The following is a 22,611-nucleotide window of genomic DNA, read 5'->3' as shown; positions in this document are numbered from 1 at the left end:
GTGCTGCCGCCCGGGGCTAATTCAGTCTAGTTATTCTTCAATGACCGCGTTGGTGAAGACTTCCTGCACGTCATCGAGGTTTTCGAGGGCGTCCAGCAGCTTCTGCATCTTCACTGCGTCGTCACCCGTGAAATCGACTTCGTTCTGCGGCTTCATCACCACGTCGGCCACTTCGGCCTTGAAGCCGGCCGCTTCCAGTGCCGCCTTGACCGCGGAAAAGTCGTTCGGCGGGCAAGTGACTTCGATCGAGCCGTCTTCATTAGTGACAACGTCGTCGGCGCCGGCTTCGAGCGCGGCATCCATCAGCTTGTCTTCGGGCGTTCCCGGCGCGAACAGGAACTGGCCGCAATGCGTGAACATGAACGCCACCGAGCCTTCGGTGCCCATGTTGCCGCCATGCTTCGAGAATGCATGGCGTACTTCGGCGACGGTGCGGGTGCGGTTGTCGGTCAGGCAGTCGACGATGATCGCGGCGCCGCTGAGGCCGTAGCCCTCGTAGCGGATTTCCTCGTAGTTCACGCCTTCCAGGCCACCCACCCCGCGCTGGATCGCGCGCTGGATGTTGTCCTTGGGCATATTGGCGTCCATTGCCTTGTCCATGGACAGGCGCAGGCGCGGGTTGGAGTCGGGGTCACCGCCGCCAAGCTTCGCGGCAACGGTGATTTCCTTGATCAGGCGGGTCCAGATCTTGCCGCGCTTGGCGTCAGCGGCGGCTTTCTTGTGCTTGATATTGGCCCATTTCGAGTGACCGGCCATGATTCTCTCCGAAGCGGAAAACGTGAAGTTATGCGGGAAGGCTGCAGCTTGCGCGCGCCGGTGTACACGGCAACGAACGGGCGCGCCGGGTGACGGATAGGCCCGGCTGCTGGCTATAATCAGCCCATGATTTTATCACGCGGCCCTGTTCGCGCCGCGCCTGTGGCCGCCTGCCACGCTTCCCGTTCCGAGACACCATGGCCGAACCTATCCTGATCGCCAAAAATGCCGAGCTTGAACTGGCCTTGCTGCCACAAATGGGCAACCGGCATGGCCTGATCACCGGCGCCACCGGCACCGGCAAGACCGTGACGCTGCAGACGCTCGCGCAGGGGTTCTCCCGGCTCGGCGTGCCAGTCTTCATGGCTGACGTCAAAGGTGATCTGACCGGCATTTCTCAGCCGGGACAGCCCAGCGACAAACTCAAGGCGCGGCTCTCAGAGCTGAATCTGCCCGAACCGGCCTGGGGCGGTTGCCCTACCACGTTGTGGGACGTATTCGGCCAGAAGGGGCACCCGGTCCGGGCGACGATCTCGCACATGGGCCCACTGCTGCTGTCGCGCATGCTGGAACTCAACGACACGCAGCAGGGCGTGCTGAATCTGGTGTTCCGCATTGCCGACGCGAACGGCCTGCTGCTGCTCGACGCCAAGGACCTGCGCGCGATGCTTCAGTATGTGGGCGACAACGCGGCCCAATTCACGACCGAGTACGGCAATATCTCGGCGGCTTCCATCGGTGCCATCCAGCGCGGGCTGGTCGCGCTGGAGTCGCAGGGCGCGGACGTGTTCTTTGGCGAGCCCATGCTCAACCTGGAAGACTTCATCCAGACCGAGAAGGGCCAGGGCGTGGTCAACATCCTGGCGGCCGACAAGCTGATGAACTCGCCCAAGCTCTATGCCACGTTCCTGCTGTGGCTGCTGTCGGAGCTGTTCGAGAAGCTGCCAGAGGCCGGCGACCTCGACAAGCCCAAGCTGGTCTTCTTCTTCGACGAGGCGCATCTGCTGTTCAACGACGCGCCCAAGGCGCTGCTCGACAAGATCGAGCAGGTGGTGAGGCTGATCCGCTCCAAGGGCGTCGGCGTGTATTTCGTCACGCAGAACCCCGTCGATATTCCGGACACCGTGCTGGGCCAACTCGGCAACCGGGTGCAGCATGCGCTGCGCGCGTTCACGCCGCGCGACCAGAAGGCAGTCAAGGTCGCGGCCACGACCATGCGCGCCAATCCGAAGCTCAATCTGGAAACGGTCATTGGAGAGTTGGGCGTGGGCGAGGCGCTGGTGTCGCTGCTCGACGCCAAGGGCACGCCGGGCGTGACCGAGCGCGCATGGGTACTGGCACCGGGCAGCCGCATCGGCCCCATCACGGAGGACGAGCGCAAGCAGCTGATCGCGACGTCGCTGGTGGCAGGTACGTATGAAAAGGCGATCGACCGGGAATCGGCCTACGAGAAACTGCGCGGCGGTGTGGCGTCGGCGGCAAACGGTGGTGGCAACGGCGGCACTTCCGTGCAAAAGCCGACAGGCGGCGCGCCGGCCGAAGAGGGCGGCTGGCTTGGTACCGCCGGCGAGATCTTCGGCTCGCTGACCAAGGGCACGGGCAAGACCGGCCGTGGCGATTCCATCCTCGAGTCGATGGCCAAGTCCGCCGCACGCACCGTCGGTTCTCAGGTCGGCCGCGAACTGATCCGTGGCGTGCTGGGCAGCCTGCTGGGCGGCGGCAAGAAGAAGTAAGCCCGTTCAGTGCGAGCCGGCCTGCGACGCAGGCCGGTTTCCCGCGGCGGCCTTCGCTGCTGCCGCGTCTTCGCGCATCTTGCGGCTGAACATCCGCGCGAAGAACCACGCCATGCCAATGATGAAGACGATCACCCCGAGGCTCATCAGCCCGGTACCGGTCGTGAACAGGATCTTGAAGGCTTCCATGCGGGTCTCCCTTTGAGATGGTGACGTTTTGCGGCGATAGCCGTATCACGTCGAGTGTAGGGAGCCGCACCGGGTGGGCTATTGAGTAGGATCAAGCCACGCCGGCATGGAAAAAAATCAGGCGGGCCTTTCCGGCCCGCCGCAATATCAGTTCTTGGTACCGAACAGCCGGTCGCCCGCGTCGCCGAGGCCCGGCACGATGTACGCGTGGTCGTCCAGGTGGCTGTCGAGCGACGCCACGTACAGCTTCACGTTCGGATGCGCCTTGTGGAATACCTCCACGCCTTCGGGCGCAGCGACCAGTGCGACGAAAGTGATGGCTTCGTCCTTCACGCCGCGGCGCTTTAGCACGTCCACGGCATGTGCGGCCGAGTAACCGGTGGCCACCATCGGATCGCACAGGATAAAGCTGCGGTCTTCCACGTCGGGCAGGCGCACCAGGTATTCCACCGGGCGGTGCTGCTCGTCACGATACACGCCGATATGGCCGATGCGTGCCGACGGGATCAGTTCGACCAGGCCATCGCTCATGCCTACGCCCGCGCGCAGCACTGGCACGATCGTGAGCTTCTTGCCTGCGATCACCGGCGCTTCCAGCGGCACCAGCGGCGTCTCGATATGCCGCGTGGTGAGCGGCAGGTGGCGCGTGATCTCGTAGCCCATCAGCAGCGTGATCTCGCGCAGCAATTCGCGGAAGGTGCGCGTGGACGTGTCCTTGTCGCGCATATGCGAGAGCTTGTGCTGGATCAGCGGGTGGTCGAGGATGTACAGGCTGGGGAAACGCGGGTCTTGTTTCATGGCGGCGGCGATGGCTCGGCGGCAGGAGGGGGAAGCGGGCGGCCCCGATCTTGTGGACCGGGGCGCCGCGCCGTTGTAGCGGGATTGTAATGGAAGCCGACCGCCGCGCCGTGCGTCAATCGAGCGCGCGATCCTTCGACTCGATATCGACCATGTAGATCGCGAGTGCTGCCACGGCCAGGCACGTGGACAGCAGCACCAGCGCAAGCGTGAACTGCGTGGCCATGACCGGCGCGACGATGGCCGGTGCGAACAGGCCGCCGAAACGTGCCATGGCGCCTGCGGTGCCCATGCCGCTCGCGCGCAGGTCGGTCGGATACACCTCTGGCGTGAAGGCGTAGAGCGCGCCCCAGGTGCCGAGCAGCGAAAAGCTCATCAGCAACGTGGAGCCGACGACAAGCGCCGGGGACTGGCCCAGGCTGTACAGCATGCAACCAGCGGCGCTGAGCAGCAGGAAGCCGATCAGCGTCGGCTTGCGGCCCCAGCGTTCGACACCATGCGCAGCCAGCGCGAAGCCCGGCAGTTGTACCAGCGCGAGCAGGATCAGGAAGACCTGGCCGCGCATGAAGCCGAAGCCCTGGCCCGCCAGCTTCACCGGCAGGTAGACGAAGACGCCGTAGTAGGCGATCGAGATCAGCGCCCAGGCCACCAGCAGGCTGATGCTGCGGCGACGGAAGCCGCTCGCGAACAGCGCCAGCACCGACTTGCGCTCCATCTGCTGGGGCTCCAGCGCGCCGATTTCCACTGAAACGCGATTGGCGGTGGCCACGCGCTGCAGCACCGCGCGCGCCTCTGCGGAACGTCCCGACTTGTTCAGGTAGAGCGGAGACTCCGGTACGAAGAAGCGGCACACCACGCCGACGAGTGCCGGGATGCCGGTGACGAGAAAGATCAGGCGCCAGGCCGCATCGCCGCGCGAAACAGCGATCAGTGCCAGCACGGCAAGCAGGATCGTGCCGATCGCCCAGAACGATTCCAGCAGCACCAGCCAGCGGCCACGACGGTCGGACGGCAGGAACTCGGCCATCATCGTGTAATCGACGGGCAGTGTGCCGCCGACGCCGATGCCGGTCAGGAAACGCAGCACCAGCAGCCACTGGAAATCAGGCGCGAACGACGAGGCCACGCCGCAGATGGCGTCGATGACCACGGCCATCATCAGCACGGGGCGGCGGCCGATCCGGTCCGCCAGGCGGCCGAACACGAATGCGCCGATCAGCATCCCGACAAAGAACATCGTGCCGGATTGCAGTGCCGTCGGCACGGGAATGCCGAACGTCTTGGCGATGGACGGCGCCGTGAAGCCGATCGACAGCACCTGCATTGCGTCGGCAAGCCACACGAGGCCGAAGATCACGAACAGCCGGTACTGGAACCGGCCGACGCCGGCCGCGCGGATGCCCTGCTCGATGGTGATGGTTGGAGACATCGCTGCCCTCGTGCTTGGCTGTGGGGCAGAGCTTATCGCAGCTTCGGCGATGGGCGTGGATGGCATGGATGAAATGGATGACGACATGTTGTCTACCTGTCTGTAAAGGCTGATTCCTGAACTCGGAAGCGCACGTCTGTCGAAGCAGGGCCGGATCGCGGCTACGGATGCGTGGTGCGCATTGACTGCGGGATGCAGTCGCGCCGGTTTGCTGCGAAGCGTGGGGGCTACTTGAATCTGGCGAAGCGAGAACTATGCCGGGAGTCCTCGCGCCCTGCGGGCTTGGTACGAATACGTCATCGTCGCTCCTGTTTGTCTACCCTGGGTGGATTTCTGGTCTTGTATTCATCGTCGCGCGCGGTTCACGGTGGCTCCGTTCTTGTGCCCGAATGCACCGCCGCACGCTGCTGTCGCACTCATGTAGTGCGCACTACATGATCGTTCAGCGTAAGCTACATGAAAAGGGCCGGCAAGGCCGATGTGCGGTTTTCTCCTTGGGGTTTTCCCGCGCGACGTAACGTGCGCAGGAAGGTCTCGGCTAACTCAGTGAGCAGGCGCTGCGCGCAGGCGCGCGACGGTGGCTTCCACGTCCTGCCACGCGGGTTTGTCGGGGGCAAAGCGCGCGCGCAGGTATTGCGTAAGCGCCACGATTTGCTGGTCATCCAGGCTGTCCGAGTAGGACGGCATGGCGCCGAGCGTGCTGTTCGGCGGTGCCGGCATGCCTTGCAGCAGCACCTGGATCACGTTGTCGGGCCGGTCGCTGTGCAGGTTCGTGTTGAGTGCCAGCGAAGGCTTCACGCCAAACTGCCGCATGCCCTGGTCGGACTGGTGGCACACCGCGCAGGCGCTCTGGTAAAGGCGCGCAGCGGGACCGCCAAGCGTAGTGGCTGCCTCTGCGCTGCGCCGTTCGTATTGCATGGCCTGCGCGGTAATCTCGGCGGGTGCCGGCGGCGGCGCGCTGAACGATGCAACGTAGTGCGCAATGGCCCGCACATCGGATTCGGGCAGCAGTGCGAGTTCTTCGACCACGGGTGCCATCGGCCCCGCAGCGGCGCCATGATGCACGGCGTAGCCGCCGCGCAGATAGGTGAACAGTGCATCTTCGGTCCACGGCACCGGCGCGCGCGACAGCGCGGTCAACGCAGGCGCTTCCCAGCCTTCGGCCGTGCTGCCGGTCAGATAGTGTCGGCCGCCTTTTTCACCGCCAAGCGGGTTGCGTGGCGAATGGCACGCGCTGCAATGGCCGAGGCCTTCGGCCAGGTAGGCGCCGCGGTTCCATTGCGCCGACCGCGCAGCATCGGGTTGAAACTGCTCGTTGCGATGGAACAGCAGGTTCCAACCCGCCAGCAGCGGACGAATATTGAACGGGAAGGCCAGTTCGGTGCGCGGCACGTCGGCCTTCACCGGCTCGGACGACATCAGGTAGGCATACAGCGACTGCATGTCGGCATCGCTGATCTTCGCGAACGCGGTGTACGGGAACGCGGGATACAGGCGGCGGCCATCGCGGTGTATGCCTTCGCGCATTGCGCGCTCGAATGCCGCGAACGACCAGTTGCCGATGCCGGTTTCGACATCGGGCGTGATGTTGGTGCTGTAGACCGTGCCGAACGGTGTTTCCAGAGCCAGACCACCTGCGTTTTTGACGCCGCCTGGTGCCGTATGGCAAACCGCGCAATCGCCTGCCGCAGCAACCAGTCGGCCACGTTCCAGTGTGGCGGCAGAGTAGAAGCCCGGTTCCTGTGGCGTCACGGGCGCGATCGGCGCGCGCCACGGCAGTACCGTAGCGCACAAGCCAGCCGCCGCGGCAGCCGCTGCGGCGAACCAGCCACGTTTGCTGCGCCGCTTCTCGGGTTGTTGCGCGTCCAGCGCCAGCCGGATCCGGTCTGCGCTGAAAGGCGGTTCGCGCAGGCGCACGCCGGTGGCATCGTAGATGGCGTTGGCGACTGCCGCCGCAGCAGGCAGCGTGGCGGCGGGACCGGCAGCCAACGTGTTGCCCATAGCCAGCGTCCCGGCCACGCGGATCTCCGGCACGTTGATGCCGGTCACGGCCGGCAGTGCGCTGTCCGATGTTTCGGGCAACTCGGCAGGCCATGCATCGAAGTCCGGCGATTGCGCTGTCAGTTGCCGCGCGGTTTGCGCGACCATGGCTTCCAGCGCCGGCGATACAGGCGTCGAGCGTGCGGGCACGGCTGCTTCACTGTCGTGTCCCACGGTCACGCGCGTCACGGCGAGTTCGCCAGTGTTACCGTCGACCTCGACTTCCGCAACCCAGGCAGACCAGCTTTGCGCAGTATCGCTTTCGGCCGTTTGCGCATAGGCGAAGCCGCGCCCACGGCGCACATTGCCGCCGCGCGATGTCCTGGCTCCCGGCGCCGACGGTACCCATCCCGCGCGATCCGCGACTTCGCGGACAAGCGCCGCGCCCCGCGCGTCGTCGAGGTGTCCGAGTCGCAGCGCTACCGGATCGGTGCTGGCGCTGGCGGCAATCTCATCGAGATGCGATTCCCGGGCGAACACTTGCGCGCGGGCGTCCGCGAGCGACGCGCCGGCTGCATAGGGCCCGGCAGCGCCAATGTCGATATTGGGAATGCGATAGGGCGGAAGCACGTGATCTGCGGCTTCGGTGTCGGCGGCTACATCGGCCACCGGCGCGGCCGTGCGGGTCAGCCACAGCGCGAGCGGCACGGACGGGGCAATGGTGCCGCCCAGCGTTGCGGCGTAGGCGTCGATGTTGGCGCCGCCGCGCGCGCTGTCGATCTGCCAGTGGAGCATGGCGTCGGCCAGGCCAACGTCGTCAGCGGTGATGGTCCGGCGAACGCAAGCGCCTGTGGCATGCGCGAGCAGCGCGGCGTCGGCGGCAGCGTGATGCGCAAGCAAGCCGGCGTCGGCGGTGTCGTCCGCATCTTGCCAGCACACCAGCGTGATCTGTTGTTCAGTGATGCCAAGCAGCGCGGCCAGTTCGGCACGCAACCCGCCCGGGCGAGTGCTCGGCAGCCAGACGCGCAGCGCGCCGTCTTGCCAGTCGGCGATCGCCGTGCACGTTGCAGTGGTCGCCTGCATGCCCGCCAACGGCCATTGATAGTGCTGCGCTTGCCGGGCGTGCGATTGTTCGAGCGCGGCGGATGCATTGCCCCGCTGCGCCAGCGTCTCTCGACGAACGGGGGAGTTTTCCGCCGCAGGCGGCGCCGCCCAACGCGCCTGCAATGCAGCGATCCCCTGTGCAGCTTGTTCTGCCGAATCCGCTACTGCGGCGGCGAAATTGTTGCGTATGACCACGGCACGCACGCCCGGCATGCCGGCTGCAGCGTCGCGGTTCGCTTCGAGCAGCCGCGCTACCAGCGGCTGGCCACCGGCCCAGCGCAGTCCGGGCGGTCGCAACACATGTGCGGCCAGGCATTGCGCAAAGGGTGGCCGACTGTCCGTCATCGCAGGCGTGGCGGCAGTCATGCGGGGCGCCAGCGCGTCGGTCACCGTTGTGCTCCTTGCGCATGCTCGCGCTGCAGCACGGCGGCGCGCTGCACCGCACGCACGATTTCCACGTGTGTGCCGCAGCGGCACAGGTTAAAGCGCAGCGCCTCGAGGATCTCCGCTTCGCTCGGGTCGGGGTTGTCGGCCAGCAGCGCCTTGGCGGTCATGATCATGCCGTTGAGGCAATAGCCGCACTGCGCGGCCTGCTCGTCAATGAATGCCTGCTGCACGGGGTCGGCTTGTGCGGCTGTGCCGAGACCCTCCAGCGTGGTCACGGCGTGGCCCACCACCGCCTTCACCGGCAGCACGCACGATCGCGCGGCGGTGCCGTCCACCAGTACCGTGCACGCGCCGCACTGCCCCAGTCCGCAGCCATACTTCGGGCCATTGCAGGCCAGGTCGTTGCGCAGGATATAGAGCAGCGGCGTGTCTGGCGCCACGCAGAGCGTGTGCTCGGCGTGGTTGACATGGAGCGTCAGCGGGCGGGGCGCGTTCATCGGGGGCAGGGGGCGGTTTTGAACATCACGCATCGCTGCGTCGCGCCCCTTCATGGCGAGGGGCTGCGGCGCTTCGGACCCGCACGGCGGCAAGGCCGCCATGCAGGCAGTTCGGTTTCAGGCGGACATCATGCCGCCGCCGACAGCGGCGTGCGTCCGGCCGAGACCAGCGGCACGTTGTACACATCGTAGCCGAAACACCAGTCGGGATTCTCGTTGGTGCGCAGCCACGTGTTGTTGTGCGAGACCAGCTGGACCTTGCTGGCGCGTTCCGAGCGGTTGGCTTCGTACAGCGCGAACGCGGCGGCGAAGTCGTCCGTGCCGGCCTCGGTAAAGCAGCGGGTCAGCATGGCCGCGTCCTCGATCGCCATCGCGGCGCCTTGCGCCATGTGCGGCTTCATCGGGTGGCAGGCGTCGCCGAGCAGCACCAGGCGGCCGCGGCTCCACAGCGGCAGCGGATCGCGCTCCAGCAGCGGCCACTTGGTCACTTCGACGGTGCCTTCGATCAGCGACTGCACGCCCGTATGCCAGCCGTCGAACGCCGCGCGCATTTCCTCGATGCTGCTGGACACCCAGCTCTTGCTCATGTCCCACTCGGGCTCCGGCACGCCGGTCACGTAGTAGATCTCGTCGAGCTTGCTGGTGTCGAAGTACACCATCATGTGGCGGTCATCCGACCACCACTTGGTGCAGCGGTCATGCGTAAAGCCCTTGACGCGCGAGATCGGGAACACCGCACGATGCGCCACGTAGCCCGTGTACTTGGGCGGTTCCGCGCCGAGCAGCGTTTCGCGGATGCGCGAGTTCACGCCGTCCGCGCCGATCACGATATCGGCCTCATCGACCGTGCCGTCGGTGAAGCGCAGCTGCACGACATCGCCGTGGTCGGTCACGCTTTCGAGCTTCTTGTTGAAGAACAGCGTGCCCGGCGCCACGGCATCGGTAAGCAGCTTGTGGAAGTCGCCGCGGTGCACGGTCAGGTAGCTCGCGCCGTAGTGCTTCAGTGCGTAGTCGCCCAGCGGAATCTGCGCGACCACCTCACCGCTGTCCCAGTCGCGGCTGTACCAGAAGTCCGGGTGGCAGCCCATGTCATTGAGCGCGTCCTCGATGCCGATGCGCCGCATGATCTTCATGACGTTCGGCCCCACGTGGATGCCCGCACCCAGACGCGAAAACGCCGGCGCCTGTTCATAGAGCCTGACCTGGAAGCCTGCCCGCTGCATCAGGGCGGCGGCGGCCGTCCCTCCGAGTCCGGCGCCGATGATTGCGATTCGCGTTTTGCCTTGCACGTTCTTTCTCCTGGCAATGACACATGGGTCGATGAGTGTGAGGGCCGTTCTCGGCCAGTTGTTGAAAACGAGTGTACACACTCAAAAATGCGAGGTAAAGATAGATTTTCTTGAACCTATGGAAAACCCTTAGGTTGATGTGATGGAAATAGCATGATGCTCTGAGACGGCTAAATCATGCGCGAATATGGGGATTTATATGTTCAGCGTGCACTGAATGAGTGCTCTTGGCCACGCGCAGAATCTGTTTGCGGATATAGAGTGTGTACACTACAATCAATCGCAACCGCGGACGTCCGGCGCAATCGATGCCGGGAGCGGCGGGTAGACAGGCATTCCCCAGACACTCAGATGACGGAGTCGACAGTGCAGAAAGTTTTCCGAATCGGCCAGATCGTGCCGAGCTCCAACACCACGATGGAAACCGAGATCCCGGCCATGCTGACCGCACGGCAGCAGATCCGCCCCGAACGGTTCACCTTCCATTCGAGCCGCATGCGCATGAAGAAGGTGGTCAAGGAAGAACTGGCCGCGATGGATGCCGAATCCGATCGCTGCGCCGTCGAGCTTTCCGATGCGCGCGTCGACGTACTCGGCTATGCCTGCCTGGTTGCGATCATGGCGATGGGCCACGGCTACCACCGCACGTCCGAGCAGCGCCTGAAAGCGCACACGACTGAGAACGGCGGTGATGCGCCGGTGATTACCAGTGCTGGCGCGCTGGTCGATGCACTGAAGGTGATCGGTGCGAAGCGTATCGCTGTTGTGGCGCCGTACATGAAGCCGCTGACCGAACTGGTCGTCGACTACATCCGCAATGAGGGTTATGAAGTCGTCGACTACCGCGCGCTCGAGATTCCGGACAACCTGGAAGTCGGTCGCCATGATCCGGCGAAGCTGCCCGGCATCGTCGCGCAGATGAACATTGCCGATGTCGATGCCATCGTGCTGTCGGCCTGCGTGCAGATGCCTTCGCTGCCGGCTGTGGCGAAGGTCGAAGCGATGACCGGCAAGCCGGTGATCACCGCGGCCATTGCCACGACCTACGCCATGCTTCGCGCGCTGGACCTCGAGCCGGTCGTGCCGGGCGCCGGTGCGCTGCTGTCCGGCGCCTACTGAGGCCTGCGCCATGAGCACCTTCCTCTACGGCGGCAATGTCAATGCCAACGGCATCCGCCAGCATTACCTGCGCTATGGCGGCAACGATGGCGAACGGGCATCGCGCGATGCCGTGATCATCGTGCCGGGCATCACGAGCCCGGCTATTACGTGGGGCTTCGTCGGCGAGCAGTTCGGCCAGCGCTTCGATACCTATGTGCTGGATGTACGCGGCCGTGGGTTGTCTGAGGCCAGCGACACGCTCGACTACAGCCTGGACGCCCAAGCTGCCGACGTGATTGCGTTTGCCGAGGCACTGGGCCTACAGCGCTATGCCATCGTTGGTCATTCGATGGGCGGTCGCATTGGCGTGCGTGCCGCGCGCCAGCATCCAGCAGGACTTACGCGTCTGGTGATGGTCGATCCGCCTGTCTCCGGCCCCGGCCGACGCGCCTATCCCGCGCAACTGCCGTGGTACATCGATTCGATCTGCCTTGCCCGCGCAGGTATCGACGCCGAAGGCATGCGCCGCTTCTGCCCGACGTGGACCGAAGATCAGTTGCGCCTGCGCGCGGAATGGCTGCACACGTGCGACGAGCGCGCCATCCTCGCCAGCTTCAATGGCTTTCACGAAGACGACATCCACGCGGACCTGCCGCACGTGAGGGTACCCACGCTGCTGATGACTGCCGGGCGTGGCGACGTAATCCGTGCCGAAGACGTCGAGGAAATCCGCAAGCTCGTGCCCGGCATACTGGTGAGTCACGTGCCAGATGCGGGCCACATGATCCCGTGGGACGACGAGGCCGGCTTCTACCGTGCCTTCGGCGATTTCCTCGGCGCCGCGTTGCCTGCGGCCTGATATCCGCGATCGGAGGAGCGAACATGCCCGTAAGCGATTACGACCTGACCCAGGCGTGGAAGCAGGTGCTCACGCTGTCGAAGCTCGAAGCCGGCCAGACCGTCACGGTGCTGACCGGTGCCGCCACGCATCCGCAGACGCTGCGCACCGCCATGGTGGCGGCGGCGTCGATGGGTGCCATCGTCAACCGGCTCGACCTGCCGCCCGTCAATGGCGAGAAGGCGCTGAGCCGCGATGCGCTGGCCTATCTCGGCACCACGCCGCTGACCGGTAACCCGGCCGCGATCGCCGCGCTCAAGGCGAGCGATCTTGTGCTCGACCTGATGACGCTGCTGTTCTCGCCCGAGCAGCATGACATCCTGAGCAGTGGCACGAAGATCCTGCTCGCGGTGGAGCCGCCTGAGGTGCTCGCGCGCATGGTCCCGACGGAAGCCGACCGCAAGCGCGTAAAGGCGGCAACGGCGCGGCTTTCGCGCGCGCGGGAAATGCATATCGTGTCCCACGCGGGCATGGACCTGCGCTGCAGCCTTGGGGAATTCCCGGCGATCAGCGAATATGGCTTCGTCGACGAGCCCGGCCGCTGGGACCACTGGCCGAGCGGCTTCGTGCTGACGTGGCCGAACGAGGGCGGCACCCACGGCACTATCGTGCTGGATCGTGGCGACATCCTGCTGCCGATGAAGTCGTATATCCAGCAGCCGATCCGCATCACGCTCGAGGCCGGTTACGTGAGGGCCATCGAAGGCGGGCTCGATGCCGAGCTGCTGGCCAACTACATGGCGTCGTTCAACGATCCGGAAGCCTATGCGATGTCGCATATCGGCTGGGGCCTGCAGCCGCGCGCGAGCTGGTCGGCGCTGGCCATGTACGACCGCGAAGCCACCATCGGCATGGATGCGCGTGCGTACGAGGGCAACTTCCTGTGCTCGTTCGGCCCCAACAACGAAGCCGGTGGAAGCCGTACCACGGCCTGCCATATCGATATTCCCGTACGCCACTGCACCGTCACGCTCGACGGCGAGCCGGTGGTGGTTCGCGGCAAGGTGACGGACGGCCACCACGCCACGGTCAACACACTGTTCAAGGAAGCACGCCATGCATGACGAAGTCCAGACCTACCAGCGGCAAGGCTTCGGCACCGCCATGGAACTGCGCCCGCCATACGGGCTGCTGATCATCGATTTCGTCAACGGCTTTGCCGATCCGGCGGTGTTCGGCGGCGGCAATATTCCGGAGGCGATCCGCAATACGCAGCCACTGCTGCGCGCGGCGCGCCAGGAGGGCTGGCCGGTCGCGCACAGCCGGATCGTGTTTGCCGATGACGATGCGGACCACAACATCTTCACGCTGAAGGTGCCCGGCATGCTGACGCTGAAGGAAGACAGCCACAACAGCGCCATCGTGCCGGAGCTGGCACCCGCTGCGGGCGAGTATGTAGTGCGCAAGACCGTGCCCTCGGCGTTCTTCGGCACGTCGTTGGCGGCGTGGCTCACGCAGCGTGGCGTGCAGACGCTGCTGGTCGCCGGTTGCGTGACCAGCGGATGTGTGCGCGCGAGCGTGGTCGACGCGATGTCGCTCGGCTTTCGTCCGCTGGTGGTGTCGGACTGCGTGGGCGACCGCGCGCTCGGGCCGCATGCGGCGAACCTGTTCGACATGGGGCAGAAGTACGCCACCGTGCTGACCCGGGATGAAGCGCTCGCGCAGATCGCCAAGGCGGCGCCGGCCGGCGTGAGCGCGGCAGCCTGAGTCGCGTTGCGACCCGCGGCCGTGCGCCTGATGCGACGCTCAGCCTGCGGCGGCGCGCCTGGCCTTCGCCGGTTTGCCGGCAGGCGGCGCGGGCGGGGCGTCGGGAACGGCGCCCGGCACTGCCACCGCGCGCAGCACTGTCTGCTGGATCACATCGCGCCAATGCGCGAGCGCGGGCGCGCCCATCATCGGCTCGCCCAGGAAGGCGCTGAGCGTATGATGGTTCGAGTTGTAGAAGTAGCCGAGCGAGGCGATGACCATGTAGACGTCTCGCGCGCCGGCGTCGGGCCGGAACAGTCCCGCCGCCTTGCCGCGCGACAGAATGCCGTCGAGCACGGACAACGCGTAGCTGGAGATCTCGCGCAACCGCACCGACTTGCGCGCGTGCTTGCCCTGGCTGATGTTCTCGCTGGTCAGGATCGCGACGAACTCCGGATGCTCCAGGTAGTAGTGCCAGATGAAGTCGATCAGTTGCGACAGGGCGCGCACCGGATCGGCAGCGTCGAGTTCGCCTTCGAGTTTCTGCTCGGCTTCGTTGAGCTGCAGGTAGATGGTCTCGAGCACTTCGACGAACAGCTTTTCCTTGCTGCCGAAGTAGTAATAGATCATCCGGTCGTAGGTCTTGGCGAGCGAGGAAATGCGTTCGATGCGCCCGCCGTCGTAACCGCGCTGCGCAAAGACCTTGATGGCCGCCTTCAGGATCCGGTCACGGCTGTCCTGCGCCTGCCGGGCGCGCGTTCCGACTGCCGCGCGCTGGGTTGCGGTCTTGATGGTCATGTTGGATGGCTCGGCATCATGATGTCTGTTGGAAGGCAGTATAACGGTGGCATAGCGGGTGCCGCCCCACGCAAAGCGGCAAAAATAATCGACCCATGACTTCGACCATCCTCGATACCGTTCGCGAGGCGGAGGCCCCCACCCCGCGCGTGCAGCGCCTGGCGCTGCTGCAGGCGCGTGGCGTGCTGCTGATCACGCGTGCGCCGCAGGCCGCGGCGCGACCGGCGGCGGGCCAGCCCGGTGCGGCTTCCGACTATGTGCCGGCGCTGCCCGATATCTTCGTGGCCGTACGTGACACCGGCGAAGTGCTGGCTTTCAATGGCCACGTGGATCTGGGCACTGGCATCCGTACCGCACTCGCGCAGATCGTCGCAGAAGAACTCGACGTGCCGCTCGCGCGCGTGCGCATGGTGCTCGGCCATACCGACGCGACGCCCAACCAGGGTCCGACGATCGCGAGCGCATCGATCCAGATTTCGGCAATTCCATTGCGGCGTGCAGCGGCCCAGGCTCGCGCGTGGCTGCAGGCGCGCGCGGCGAACCAGCTCGGCGTAGCAGCGGATGCGCTCGAAGCCGACGACGGTGTGTTCCGCGTGAAGGGGACGCAGCACGGTATCGGCTTCGGTGCGTTGGTGGCCGACGAGCACGTCGAGCTGCCACTCGCGGATGATGTACAGACCAAGCCTGTCGAGTCGTACCGTATCGTCGGCCGCGGCGCAGGCCGTGTGGATATCCCCGACAAGGCGCGCGGCGTGCTGACCTTCGTGCATGACGTGCGCGTGCCCGGCATGCTGCACGGCCGCGTGGTGCGCCCGCCGTACGCCGGCCGCGACAGCGGCGATTTCGTCGGCACGAGCTTGCTCGACGTCGATCGCAATTCCGTGCGCGATGTACCGGGGCTGGTGGACATCGTGGTGCAGGGCGACTTCATCGGCGTGGTAGCCGAGCGCGAGGAATATGCGGTGATGGCCGCGCGCCGCCTGCGCGTGCATTGGAAGCCGGTGCCCCCGTTGCCTGCGCTCGACGATCCCGAGCCCGCGCTGCGCGCCAACCCTGCCACGCGCCGTGAACTGCTCGATGATGGCGAGATACCCGCACCCGACGCTGGCACCACGCTCGAACGCCACTACACCTGGCCTTACCAGATGCATGGCTCGATCGGGCCGTCATGTGCCGTAGCCGACTGGCGCGAAGATGGCCTGACCGTGTGGTCCGGCACGCAGAATCCGCATGTACTGCGTATCGATCTGGCGCGCCTCTCCGGGCTGGGCGAGGGCAGCATCGAGATCGTCCGCATGGATGCCGCCGGCTGCTACGGTCGCAACTGTGCCGACGACGTTTGCGCCGATGCCGTGCTGCTGTCGCGCGCGGTCGGCCGTCCCGTACGCGTGCAGCTATCGCGCGAGCAGGAACACCTGTGGGAGCCCAAGGGCGCAGCGCAGCTCATGGATGTCAGCGCCACGCTCGGTAGCAATGGTGAACTGCTTGGCTACGACTTCGTCAGCCGCTATCCGTCCAACGATGCACCGACGCTCGCGCTGCTGCTCACCGGACAGTTGCCGAATGCGCCGCGCATGCTTGAGATGGGCGATCGCACCGCGGTACCGCCGTATGCCTACTCCGGCCGCCGCATCCACTGCGACGACACCCCGGCGATCGTGCGCGCATCGTGGTTGCGTGGCGTATCGGCGCTGCCGAATACGTTCGCGCATGAATCCATGATCGATGAACTGGCGGCCGAAGCGGGTGTGGACCCGGTGGATTTCCGCTTGCGACATCTGCCCGACGATCGCGCGGCTGACCTGCTGCGTGCCGTGGCAGAGGCCGCGGGCTGGCAACGCGGTGCGAACGGTTCGCGCGGCGTGCCCGATGCGAACGGAAAACTGCACGGCCGCGGCGTCGCGTATGCGCGATATATCCACAGCCGTTTCCCAGGCTTCGGCGCGGCATGGGCTGCGTGGATTCTCGATCTGTCGGTCGATGTCGCCAGCGGACAGATCGTCGTCAGGAAGATCTTCGTGGGTCAGGACACCGGTATGATGGTCAACCCGGACGGCGTACGTCACCAGATCCACGGCAACGTCTTGCAGACGCTGAGCCGCGTGCTCAAGGAGCAGGTGCGCTTTGATGGCGACGGTGTGGCCAGTCGCGAATGGGGCGGCTATCCGTTGCTGACCTTTCCGGAGATTCCACCGATCGAGGTGCTGCTGATGCCGAGGCAGTCAGAGCCGCCGATGGGAGCGGGCGAATCGGCATCATTGCCGGGAGCGCCGGCGATTGCGAATGCGCTGTTTGATGCGACGGGTGTTCGGCTGAGACGGCCGCCGTTTGTGCCGGAGACGGTGTTGGCGGCGCTACAAGGCCGACGCCCCTAGCAATCCGCTGTCTTGCTCCCTTCCCCGCTGGCGGGAGAGGGGAGCAAACCGGCGGCACTACTAGCGGGGCTGCTCAACTCCCACCGTTCCCCTCATCAATCTCGCTCATCTTGCGCAGCAGATAAGTCACCGCCACCCGCTCCGCCGGATTCAGGGCACCAAACGTCTGCTCCGAGATCTGCTTCGCAAACGGCACCGTCTCGTCGATCAATGCGAGGCCATCGTCCGTCACCGTCACCACCACCTTGCGCCGGTCATTCGGATCGTGCGACACCGAGATCAGCTTGCGTGCCTTCAGCCGCTCGATGATGCCGCGCACCGTCGCCTGGTCGATCGCCGTGGCGCGTACCACTTCATTCAGTGAACACGGTTGCCGGTCCCTGACCGCGCACAGCACGACGAATTGCGCAGCCGTAAGCTGCGAATCGGGAATGGTCTGCTGGAAGATGGCCACGTGGCGCTGATACGCGCGGCGCAGCAGATGGCCCACCTGTTCGGTGAAGTCGTAGCCGGTGTCGCTGCCGGCAGGCTGGTCGGAAGAGGAGGGCACGTCGATCGTACTGCGATGGAAAGTGTGCCCCCGAGTATACCGGCGAACCTGCTTATTCGACCGTGATGGCAGCGGATTTCGCCACCTTGCCGAAGCGGTCGTACTCCTGCAGCGTCAGGGTCTGGAGTTCCACGGCGCTCGAGCCCTTCGGGTTGAAGCCGGCCTGCGTGAGTTTTTCGGGCACGTCGGCGCGGCCCAGCGCTTCGACGAAGGCGGCGTTGAGTGCCTGCACCACGGACGCGGGCAGTTTGGCCGGACCATAGACGCCGAACCACGGTTCCACCGCATAGCCGGACAGGCCGGCTTCCGCTAGCGTGGGCACGTCAGGCAGCGACGGCGAACGGCTCTTGCCAGCGACGGCCAGCGCGCGCAGCTTGCCTGCCTGGATATGCGGCAACGAAGCGGGCAAGTTGTCGAACATCACGCCGATATGGCCGCCCAGCATGTCGTTGATCGCCGGACTGCTGCCCTTGTACGGCACGTGCGTGAGGCCCGTCTGCGTCATCTGCGAGAACATCGCGCCGGCCAGGTGCATCGACGTGCCGGTGCCGGCGGTTGCGTACGTGAGACCCGGATGCGCCTTGGCGTAAGCGATCAGCTCGGGCACAGTCTTGACCGGCAGCGACGCGCTCACTTCCAGCACGATCGTCGACGTGCCGAGCAGGCTGATGGCCGTGAAGTCCTTGCGCGGGTCGAACGGGACGTGCTTGTAGATATGCGGATTCAACGCGTTGGTCGAGATCGCACCGAAGCCAATGGTGTAGCCATCGGCCGGGGCCTTGGCCACGGCTTCCATGCCGATGTTGCCACCGGCGCCTGGCCGGTTCTCGATGACCACGGGCTGGCCCAGTTTTTCCGCGACGCGCTGGCCGACGGTGCGTGCCACGAGATCCGTGGTGCCGCCGGCCGCGTACGGGACGACAAAGCGGATCGGCTTGGACGGAAACGCGTCGGCCGCGCTGGCAGCCAGCGGCAGGGTGCCGAGCGTGGCGGCCGCGGCGGCACCGAGCGACAGGGCGATCAGCGTAGTGCGGCGGCGGCGAAGGGCAGGGCGTTGCGGCATGGTGCGGGAATCTCCTCGTACGGGTTGTGTTGTTCTGCCCGCGCGTGGCCGCTTGCCGGCCGCGCGCGGAAGCGCCCATTGTAGGCAAATGCGCCCGCGCGGAGGCATACCCGGTGGTAGGCCGATGCCAATGCCTCTTTTCGCATACAATCGTCTGGTCGTCTTTGCCGACCCGGCCGGCCACGGCTGCGGCGGCCGCTTTGTCCCCTCGTATTTCCCCGTGCCAGCTTCACAGAAATCCCTTGCCATGCCCGCCGCGCTGCCGTCGTCGCAGCGTTCGGGCCTGGCCATCGCGGCCATTGGCGCCATGCTGTTTTCCGCCAAGGCCATCGTCGCCAAGCTGATGTACCGCTACAACGTCGATGCCGTCATGGTGATCACGCTGCGCATGCTGTTCGCCGTGCCGCTGTTCATGGCGATCGGCTGGTGGCAGTCGCGGCGCCTGCCCGCGCTGTCGTGGGCGGACCGTGCGCGTGTGGTGTTCCTCGGCTTCATCGGTTATTACCTGTCGAGCTTCATGGATTTCCTGGGCTTGCAGTACATCACCGCAGGGCTTGAACGGCTGATCCTGTTCCTGACGCCGTCGTTCGTGCTGCTGGCCACGGCGCTGCTGTTCCGGCGTCCGATCGCCGCGCGCCAATGGATATCGCTGCTGCTGGCCTATGCGGGCATTGTGCTGGTGTTTGCGCATGATCTCGATGTCAGCGGCGCCAGGGTGTGGCTTGGTGGCGCGCTGGTGCTGGGCAGCGCCTTGACGTATGGTATCTACCTGATCCTGAGCGGCGAGCTGGTGCAGCGCATTGGCTCGCTGCGGCTGGTGGCCTACGCAATGTGCGTGTCCACGGCATGCTGCGTACTGCAGTACCTGGCGCTCGGGCGCCCCGTGGCCGAACTCGCGCAGCCGGCGCCAGTGATGTGGCTGTCACTCGTCAACGCGGTGTTCTGCACCGTGCTGCCCGTGTCGATGACGATGGTGGCCGTGGCCCGCATCGGCGCGCCGATGGCCTCGCAGGCCGGCATGGTCGGCCCGGTGTCGACGCTGTTCCTCGCGTTCTGGCTGCTCGACGAACCGGTCAGCGGCGTGCAGCTCGCGGGCAGTGCACTGGTATTGGGCGGAATGTACCTGCTGTCGGCGCGCAAAGCGTGATAACGCACCAAGCCGCGCGACGACAGCGAACCTGAAAGCTATACAAGCAAACAAGCCAACAAGGAGAGCGAGAAATGGATCTGGGACTGCGTGGCAAGCATGCACTGGTGTGTGGCGCGAGCAAGGGCCTTGGTTTCGCCTGCGCGGACGCGCTGGCGGCCGAAGGCGTTGATGTCGTGATCGTGGCGCGCGGCGCCGAGGCGCTGGAAAAGGCCGCCGCGGGCCTGCGTGCACGCCATGGCCGCCGCGTGGTCGCCGTGGCCACGGACATCACCAAGCCGGAAGGCCGCAAGGCCGCGCTGGACGCCGTGGCCAAGCTCGGCGACCTCGATATCCTCGTCAACAACGCCGGCGGCCCGCCCCCGGGCAACTTCCGCGACTGGGACCGCGAAGCGTGGCTGGCCGCGCTCGATGCCAACATGCTGACCCCGATCGAATTGATCAAGGCCACCGTCGACGGCATGATCGCGCGCAAGTGGGGCCGCATCATCAACATCACGAGCGGCGCGGTGAAGGCGCCGATCGATGTGCTGGGCCTGTCCAACGGCGCGCGCTCGGGCCTGACCGGCTTCATCGCCGGCCTGGCGCGCGAAGTGGCGCAGCACGGCGTGACCGTCAACAACCTGCTGCCGGGGCCGTTCAATACCGACCGCCTGTTCAAGACCATGGAAGGCGCCGCCCAGAAGGCGAACCTGACCGTGGATGAAGTCGCGCAACGCCGCGCCGCGCTGAACCCGTCGCGGCGCTTCGGCGACCCGGCCGAGTTCGGTGCAACGTGTGCGTTCCTGTGCAGCCGACAGGCCGCGTACATCACGGCGCAGAACATCCTGCTCGACGGCGGCGCCTACCCCGGCACGTTCTGAACCCGGCGCGGCCCCGCTACTGGCCGCACTCCACCCGCAGTCGCTTACCGCAACAAGGATTCTTGATGACCCGCCCACGTATCGCCCTGATTGCACACGACCACAAGAAAGACGACATCGTTGCCTTTGCCACGCGTCACCGCGAATTCCTTTCGCAGTGCGAACTGCTCGCGACCGGCACCACCGGCGGCCGGCTGATCGATGAAGTCAAGCTCGATGTGACCCGCATGCTGTCGGGGCCGTGGGGCGGCGACCTGCAGATCGGCGCGCAACTCGCGGAAGGGCGCGTGCGTGCCGTAATCTTCCTGCGCGATCCGATGACGCCGCAGCCGCACGAACCGGACATCAATGCGCTGGTGCGCGCCTGCGACGTGCACAACGTGCCGTGCGCGACCAACGTGGCCACGGCCGACCTGCTGATCGCCGAGCTGAGCCGCGTCGAAGCGCAGCCCTGAACGAAGCCCATATCGAGACAGAAGACATGCCAATGACCAAAGCCATCCGGATCGAACAGACCGGCGGACCGGAAGTGATGCAGTGGGTCGATGTGGAAGTGGGCGAGCCCGGCCCGGGCGAAGTTCGTGTGCGTCATGAAGCGGTGGGCCTGAACTTTATCGACGTCTATTTCCGCACCGGCCTCTACAAGCAGCCGCTGCCTGGTGGGCTGGGCATGGAAGGCGCGGGCGTGGTCGAAGCGGTGGGCGAGGGCGTGGCACACCTGAGCGTGGGCGACCGCGTGGCCTACGCTGGCCGCCCGAACGGCGCCTATTCGCAGGTGCGTGTGATGCCGGCCGATATCGTGGTGCGCCTGCCCGAATCGATCTCGTTCGAGCAGGGCGCGGCGATGATGCTGCAGGGTCTGACCGTGCAGTACCTGATTCGCGACAGCTATCGCGTTCAGGCTGGCGACACGGTGCTGCTGCATGCCGCGGCCGGCGGCGTCGGGCTGATCGCTTGCCAATGGCTGAAGGCGCTTGGCGTCACGGTGATCGGCACGGTCGGCAGCGACGAGAAGGCGGAGCTGGCGCGCGCGCATGGCTGCACGCATACCGTCGTCTACACGCGTGAATCGTTCGTGGATCGGGTAAAGGAAATCACTGGCGGCAAGGGCGTGCCGGCCGTGTATGACTCGATCGGCGCGGACACCTTCCGTGGCTCGCTGGATTGCCTGGCGCCGCGTGGGACGATGGTGAGCTTCGGGAGTGCTTCCGGACCGGTGCCCCCGTTTGATATCTCGGTGCTTGGCAACAAGGGTTCACTGCGGCTGACGCGGCCAACGTTGATGACGTATGTGGTACATCGTGAATTGCTGGAGCCGATGGTTGCGGATCTGTTTGATGTGGTCAGCAGTGGCAAGGTGAAGATCGATGTGCGGCAGCGGTATGCGCTGGCGGATGTGGCGCAGGCGCACCGTGATCTCGAATCGCGCAAGACGACCGGATCGACCATTCTGCTGCCGCGCTGAAGCATCACGCACTGCATGAGAAAGCCCCCGGACGGCATGCCGTCCGGGGGCTTTTCCGTCCGGGCGCTCAGCGCGCGCGGACGGTGGTGGCAGTCGCGCGCGCCTCGGCCTGCCGGAGGATATGCGGGGGCAGGCGCTTGAGGATCAGGTGGATCGCGAGCGGGATCAACACGACATCATCGACGATGCCTAGTCCGGCAATGAAGTCGGGAATCAGGTCGATGGGCGAGATCGCATAGAACAGCAACCCGAACGCCGCCGGCTTCAGCCACGCCGGCGCATCCGGATGCCGCAGCGCATACCAGAACAGCCGACCATCGCGACGCACCAACGTCCACAGGGCCGAAAAACGCTTCCACATGAGAGGCCTCCTTCACATTGCAGGCGCCAGCCATCGGCGCATGCACAGATAGCTTGGGCCGATCCGATCGGCTTCAAGTTCCGCAGGAAAACGGGGGCGGGGAAAGAGACGAGGGGTGCGCCCCGGCAGGGCCGGGGCGGGC

Annotated in this window: 21 protein-coding genes; 10 read left to right on the top strand and 11 right to left on the bottom strand. The window is 65.8% G+C overall.

Annotated elements, in window-relative coordinates; translation table 11 throughout:
- Positions 1 to 30: 30 nt before the first annotated feature.
- Entirely contained in the window at positions 31 to 756 is a 726-nt protein-coding gene (locus tag ACIGJG_RS12970; RefSeq protein WP_011298671.1) for a YebC/PmpR family DNA-binding transcriptional regulator, read from the bottom strand.
- A gap of 197 nt (positions 757 to 953) precedes the next feature.
- On the opposite strand from ACIGJG_RS12970, the gene ACIGJG_RS12965 reads away from it, so the two are divergent.
- On the top strand, positions 954 to 2,489 hold the full coding sequence (locus ACIGJG_RS12965) for a helicase HerA-like C-terminal domain-containing protein (RefSeq protein WP_483672427.1): 1,536 nt from the start codon (positions 954 to 956) through the stop codon (positions 2,487 to 2,489).
- 6 nt (positions 2,490 to 2,495) lie between these two features.
- On the opposite strand, the gene ACIGJG_RS12960 is transcribed toward ACIGJG_RS12965, so the two are convergent.
- The 6 genes from ACIGJG_RS12960 to ACIGJG_RS12935 all read right to left on the bottom strand — a co-directional run bounded on the left by ACIGJG_RS12960 (position 2,496) and on the right by ACIGJG_RS12935 (position 10,162).
- On the bottom strand, positions 2,496 to 2,678 hold the full coding sequence (locus ACIGJG_RS12960) for a DUF3149 domain-containing protein (protein WP_011298669.1): 183 nt from the start codon (positions 2,676 to 2,678) through the stop codon (positions 2,496 to 2,498).
- Positions 2,679 to 2,825: 147 nt separating this feature from the next.
- Positions 2,826 to 3,476, bottom strand: coding sequence for a uracil phosphoribosyltransferase (upp, locus tag ACIGJG_RS12955; RefSeq protein ID WP_011298668.1), 651 nt, complete (start codon positions 3,474 to 3,476; stop codon positions 2,826 to 2,828).
- 115 nt (positions 3,477 to 3,591) lie between these two features.
- Positions 3,592 to 4,905, bottom strand: a complete 1,314-nt coding sequence (locus ACIGJG_RS12950; RefSeq protein ID WP_011298667.1) for an MFS transporter — start codon at positions 4,903 to 4,905, stop codon at positions 3,592 to 3,594.
- Positions 4,906 to 5,448: 543 nt separating this feature from the next.
- Positions 5,449 to 8,355 (bottom strand): c-type cytochrome, encoded by a 2,907-nt coding sequence (locus ACIGJG_RS12945; RefSeq protein WP_483673079.1) that lies wholly within the window; start codon positions 8,353 to 8,355, stop codon positions 5,449 to 5,451.
- Between the two features lie 20 nt (positions 8,356 to 8,375).
- On the bottom strand, positions 8,376 to 8,873 hold the full coding sequence (locus tag ACIGJG_RS12940) for a (2Fe-2S)-binding protein (protein WP_041680023.1): 498 nt from the start codon (positions 8,871 to 8,873) through the stop codon (positions 8,376 to 8,378).
- 128 nt (positions 8,874 to 9,001) lie between these two features.
- Positions 9,002 to 10,162, bottom strand: coding sequence for an FAD-dependent oxidoreductase (locus ACIGJG_RS12935; protein ID WP_011298664.1), 1,161 nt, complete (start codon positions 10,160 to 10,162; stop codon positions 9,002 to 9,004).
- A gap of 366 nt (positions 10,163 to 10,528) precedes the next feature.
- Here ACIGJG_RS12935 and ACIGJG_RS12930 point away from each other — a divergent pair, with 366 nt between their 5' ends.
- Genes ACIGJG_RS12930 through ACIGJG_RS12915 form a run of 4 tightly spaced genes read left to right on the top strand, consistent with a single transcriptional unit; the run spans position 10,529 to position 13,868 of the window.
- Complete coding sequence (locus ACIGJG_RS12930) at positions 10,529 to 11,281, top strand: maleate cis-trans isomerase family protein (RefSeq protein ID WP_011298663.1); 753 nt, start codon at positions 10,529 to 10,531, stop codon at positions 11,279 to 11,281.
- A 10-nt stretch (positions 11,282 to 11,291) separates the two neighbouring features.
- Complete coding sequence (locus tag ACIGJG_RS12925; protein ID WP_483672426.1) at positions 11,292 to 12,122, top strand: alpha/beta fold hydrolase; 831 nt, start codon at positions 11,292 to 11,294, stop codon at positions 12,120 to 12,122.
- Between the two features lie 23 nt (positions 12,123 to 12,145).
- Positions 12,146 to 13,225, top strand: a complete 1,080-nt coding sequence (locus ACIGJG_RS12920; RefSeq protein ID WP_220630941.1) for a 2,5-dihydroxypyridine 5,6-dioxygenase NicX family protein — start codon at positions 12,146 to 12,148, stop codon at positions 13,223 to 13,225.
- Positions 13,218 to 13,868 (top strand): N-carbamoylsarcosine amidohydrolase, encoded by a 651-nt coding sequence (locus tag ACIGJG_RS12915; protein WP_011298660.1) that lies wholly within the window; start codon positions 13,218 to 13,220, stop codon positions 13,866 to 13,868. The genes ACIGJG_RS12920 and ACIGJG_RS12915 overlap by 8 nt, the downstream gene beginning before the upstream one ends.
- A 39-nt stretch (positions 13,869 to 13,907) precedes the next feature.
- On the opposite strand, the gene ACIGJG_RS12910 is transcribed toward ACIGJG_RS12915, so the two are convergent.
- Entirely contained in the window at positions 13,908 to 14,645 is a 738-nt protein-coding gene (locus ACIGJG_RS12910; protein ID WP_140952317.1) for a TetR/AcrR family transcriptional regulator, read from the bottom strand.
- A gap of 95 nt (positions 14,646 to 14,740) precedes the next feature.
- On the opposite strand from ACIGJG_RS12910, the gene ACIGJG_RS12905 reads away from it, so the two are divergent.
- A complete protein-coding gene (locus ACIGJG_RS12905; RefSeq protein WP_483672425.1) occupies positions 14,741 to 17,020 on the top strand; it encodes a xanthine dehydrogenase family protein molybdopterin-binding subunit in 2,280 nt (759 codons plus the stop codon).
- A 73-nt stretch (positions 17,021 to 17,093) separates the two neighbouring features.
- On the opposite strand, the gene ACIGJG_RS12900 is transcribed toward ACIGJG_RS12905, so the two are convergent.
- Both ACIGJG_RS12900 and ACIGJG_RS12895 read right to left on the bottom strand, forming a co-directional pair.
- The gene (locus ACIGJG_RS12900) at positions 17,094 to 17,570 is read right to left on the bottom strand and encodes a MarR family winged helix-turn-helix transcriptional regulator (protein ID WP_011298657.1); all 477 of its coding nucleotides are present in this window, start codon (positions 17,568 to 17,570) and stop codon (positions 17,094 to 17,096) included.
- A 52-nt stretch (positions 17,571 to 17,622) separates the two neighbouring features.
- Positions 17,623 to 18,633, bottom strand: coding sequence for a Bug family tripartite tricarboxylate transporter substrate binding protein (locus ACIGJG_RS12895; protein WP_483672424.1), 1,011 nt, complete (start codon positions 18,631 to 18,633; stop codon positions 17,623 to 17,625).
- A 247-nt stretch (positions 18,634 to 18,880) separates the two neighbouring features.
- Here ACIGJG_RS12895 and ACIGJG_RS12890 point away from each other — a divergent pair, with 247 nt between their 5' ends.
- The 4 genes from ACIGJG_RS12890 (at position 18,881) to ACIGJG_RS12875 (ending at position 22,108) form a co-directional block, all read left to right on the top strand.
- Entirely contained in the window at positions 18,881 to 19,780 is a 900-nt protein-coding gene (locus ACIGJG_RS12890; RefSeq protein WP_011298655.1) for a DMT family transporter, read from the top strand.
- Between the two features lie 74 nt (positions 19,781 to 19,854).
- Positions 19,855 to 20,643, top strand: a complete 789-nt coding sequence (locus tag ACIGJG_RS12885) for an SDR family oxidoreductase (protein WP_011298654.1) — start codon at positions 19,855 to 19,857, stop codon at positions 20,641 to 20,643.
- A 62-nt stretch (positions 20,644 to 20,705) separates the two neighbouring features.
- Entirely contained in the window at positions 20,706 to 21,098 is a 393-nt protein-coding gene (locus ACIGJG_RS12880) for a methylglyoxal synthase (protein WP_011298653.1), read from the top strand.
- Positions 21,099 to 21,130: 32 nt separating this feature from the next.
- On the top strand, positions 21,131 to 22,108 hold the full coding sequence (locus ACIGJG_RS12875; RefSeq protein ID WP_041679680.1) for a quinone oxidoreductase family protein: 978 nt from the start codon (positions 21,131 to 21,133) through the stop codon (positions 22,106 to 22,108).
- A 67-nt stretch (positions 22,109 to 22,175) separates the two neighbouring features.
- Here ACIGJG_RS12875 and ACIGJG_RS12870 read toward each other — a convergent pair whose 3' ends face one another.
- The gene (locus ACIGJG_RS12870) at positions 22,176 to 22,469 is read right to left on the bottom strand and encodes a YkvA family protein (protein ID WP_011298651.1); all 294 of its coding nucleotides are present in this window, start codon (positions 22,467 to 22,469) and stop codon (positions 22,176 to 22,178) included.
- Between the last annotated feature and the right edge of the window lie 142 nt (positions 22,470 to 22,611).

This window comes from Cupriavidus sp. C1SS-2L (genome assembly GCF_057073735.1).
This window is presented reverse-complemented; position numbering and strand designations above follow the sequence as displayed.

Coding starts and splice junctions, on each gene's coding strand:
- ACIGJG_RS12970 (WP_011298671.1), bottom strand. CDS start 756: ATGGCCGGTCACTCGAAATGGGCCAATATCAAGCACAAGAAAGCCGCC.
- ACIGJG_RS12965 (WP_483672427.1), top strand. CDS start 954: ATGGCCGAACCTATCCTGATCGCCAAAAATGCCGAGCTTGAACTGGCC.
- ACIGJG_RS12960 (WP_011298669.1), bottom strand. CDS start 2,678: ATGGAAGCCTTCAAGATCCTGTTCACGACCGGTACCGGGCTGATGAGC.
- upp (WP_011298668.1), bottom strand. CDS start 3,476: ATGAAACAAGACCCGCGTTTCCCCAGCCTGTACATCCTCGACCACCCG.
- ACIGJG_RS12950 (WP_011298667.1), bottom strand. CDS start 4,905: ATGTCTCCAACCATCACCATCGAGCAGGGCATCCGCGCGGCCGGCGTC.
- ACIGJG_RS12945 (WP_483673079.1), bottom strand. CDS start 8,355: ATGACTGCCGCCACGCCTGCGATGACGGACAGTCGGCCACCCTTTGCG.
- ACIGJG_RS12940 (WP_041680023.1), bottom strand. CDS start 8,873: ATGAACGCGCCCCGCCCGCTGACGCTCCATGTCAACCACGCCGAGCAC.
- ACIGJG_RS12925 (WP_483672426.1), top strand. CDS start 11,292: ATGAGCACCTTCCTCTACGGCGGCAATGTCAATGCCAACGGCATCCGC.
- ACIGJG_RS12920 (WP_220630941.1), top strand. CDS start 12,146: ATGCCCGTAAGCGATTACGACCTGACCCAGGCGTGGAAGCAGGTGCTC.
- ACIGJG_RS12915 (WP_011298660.1), top strand. CDS start 13,218: ATGCATGACGAAGTCCAGACCTACCAGCGGCAAGGCTTCGGCACCGCC.
- ACIGJG_RS12910 (WP_140952317.1), bottom strand. CDS start 14,645: ATGACCATCAAGACCGCAACCCAGCGCGCGGCAGTCGGAACGCGCGCC.
- ACIGJG_RS12905 (WP_483672425.1), top strand. CDS start 14,741: ATGACTTCGACCATCCTCGATACCGTTCGCGAGGCGGAGGCCCCCACC.
- ACIGJG_RS12895 (WP_483672424.1), bottom strand. CDS start 18,633: ATGCCGCAACGCCCTGCCCTTCGCCGCCGCCGCACTACGCTGATCGCC.
- ACIGJG_RS12890 (WP_011298655.1), top strand. CDS start 18,881: ATGCCCGCCGCGCTGCCGTCGTCGCAGCGTTCGGGCCTGGCCATCGCG.
- ACIGJG_RS12885 (WP_011298654.1), top strand. CDS start 19,855: ATGGATCTGGGACTGCGTGGCAAGCATGCACTGGTGTGTGGCGCGAGC.
- ACIGJG_RS12875 (WP_041679680.1), top strand. CDS start 21,131: ATGACCAAAGCCATCCGGATCGAACAGACCGGCGGACCGGAAGTGATG.
- ACIGJG_RS12870 (WP_011298651.1), bottom strand. CDS start 22,469: ATGTGGAAGCGTTTTTCGGCCCTGTGGACGTTGGTGCGTCGCGATGGT.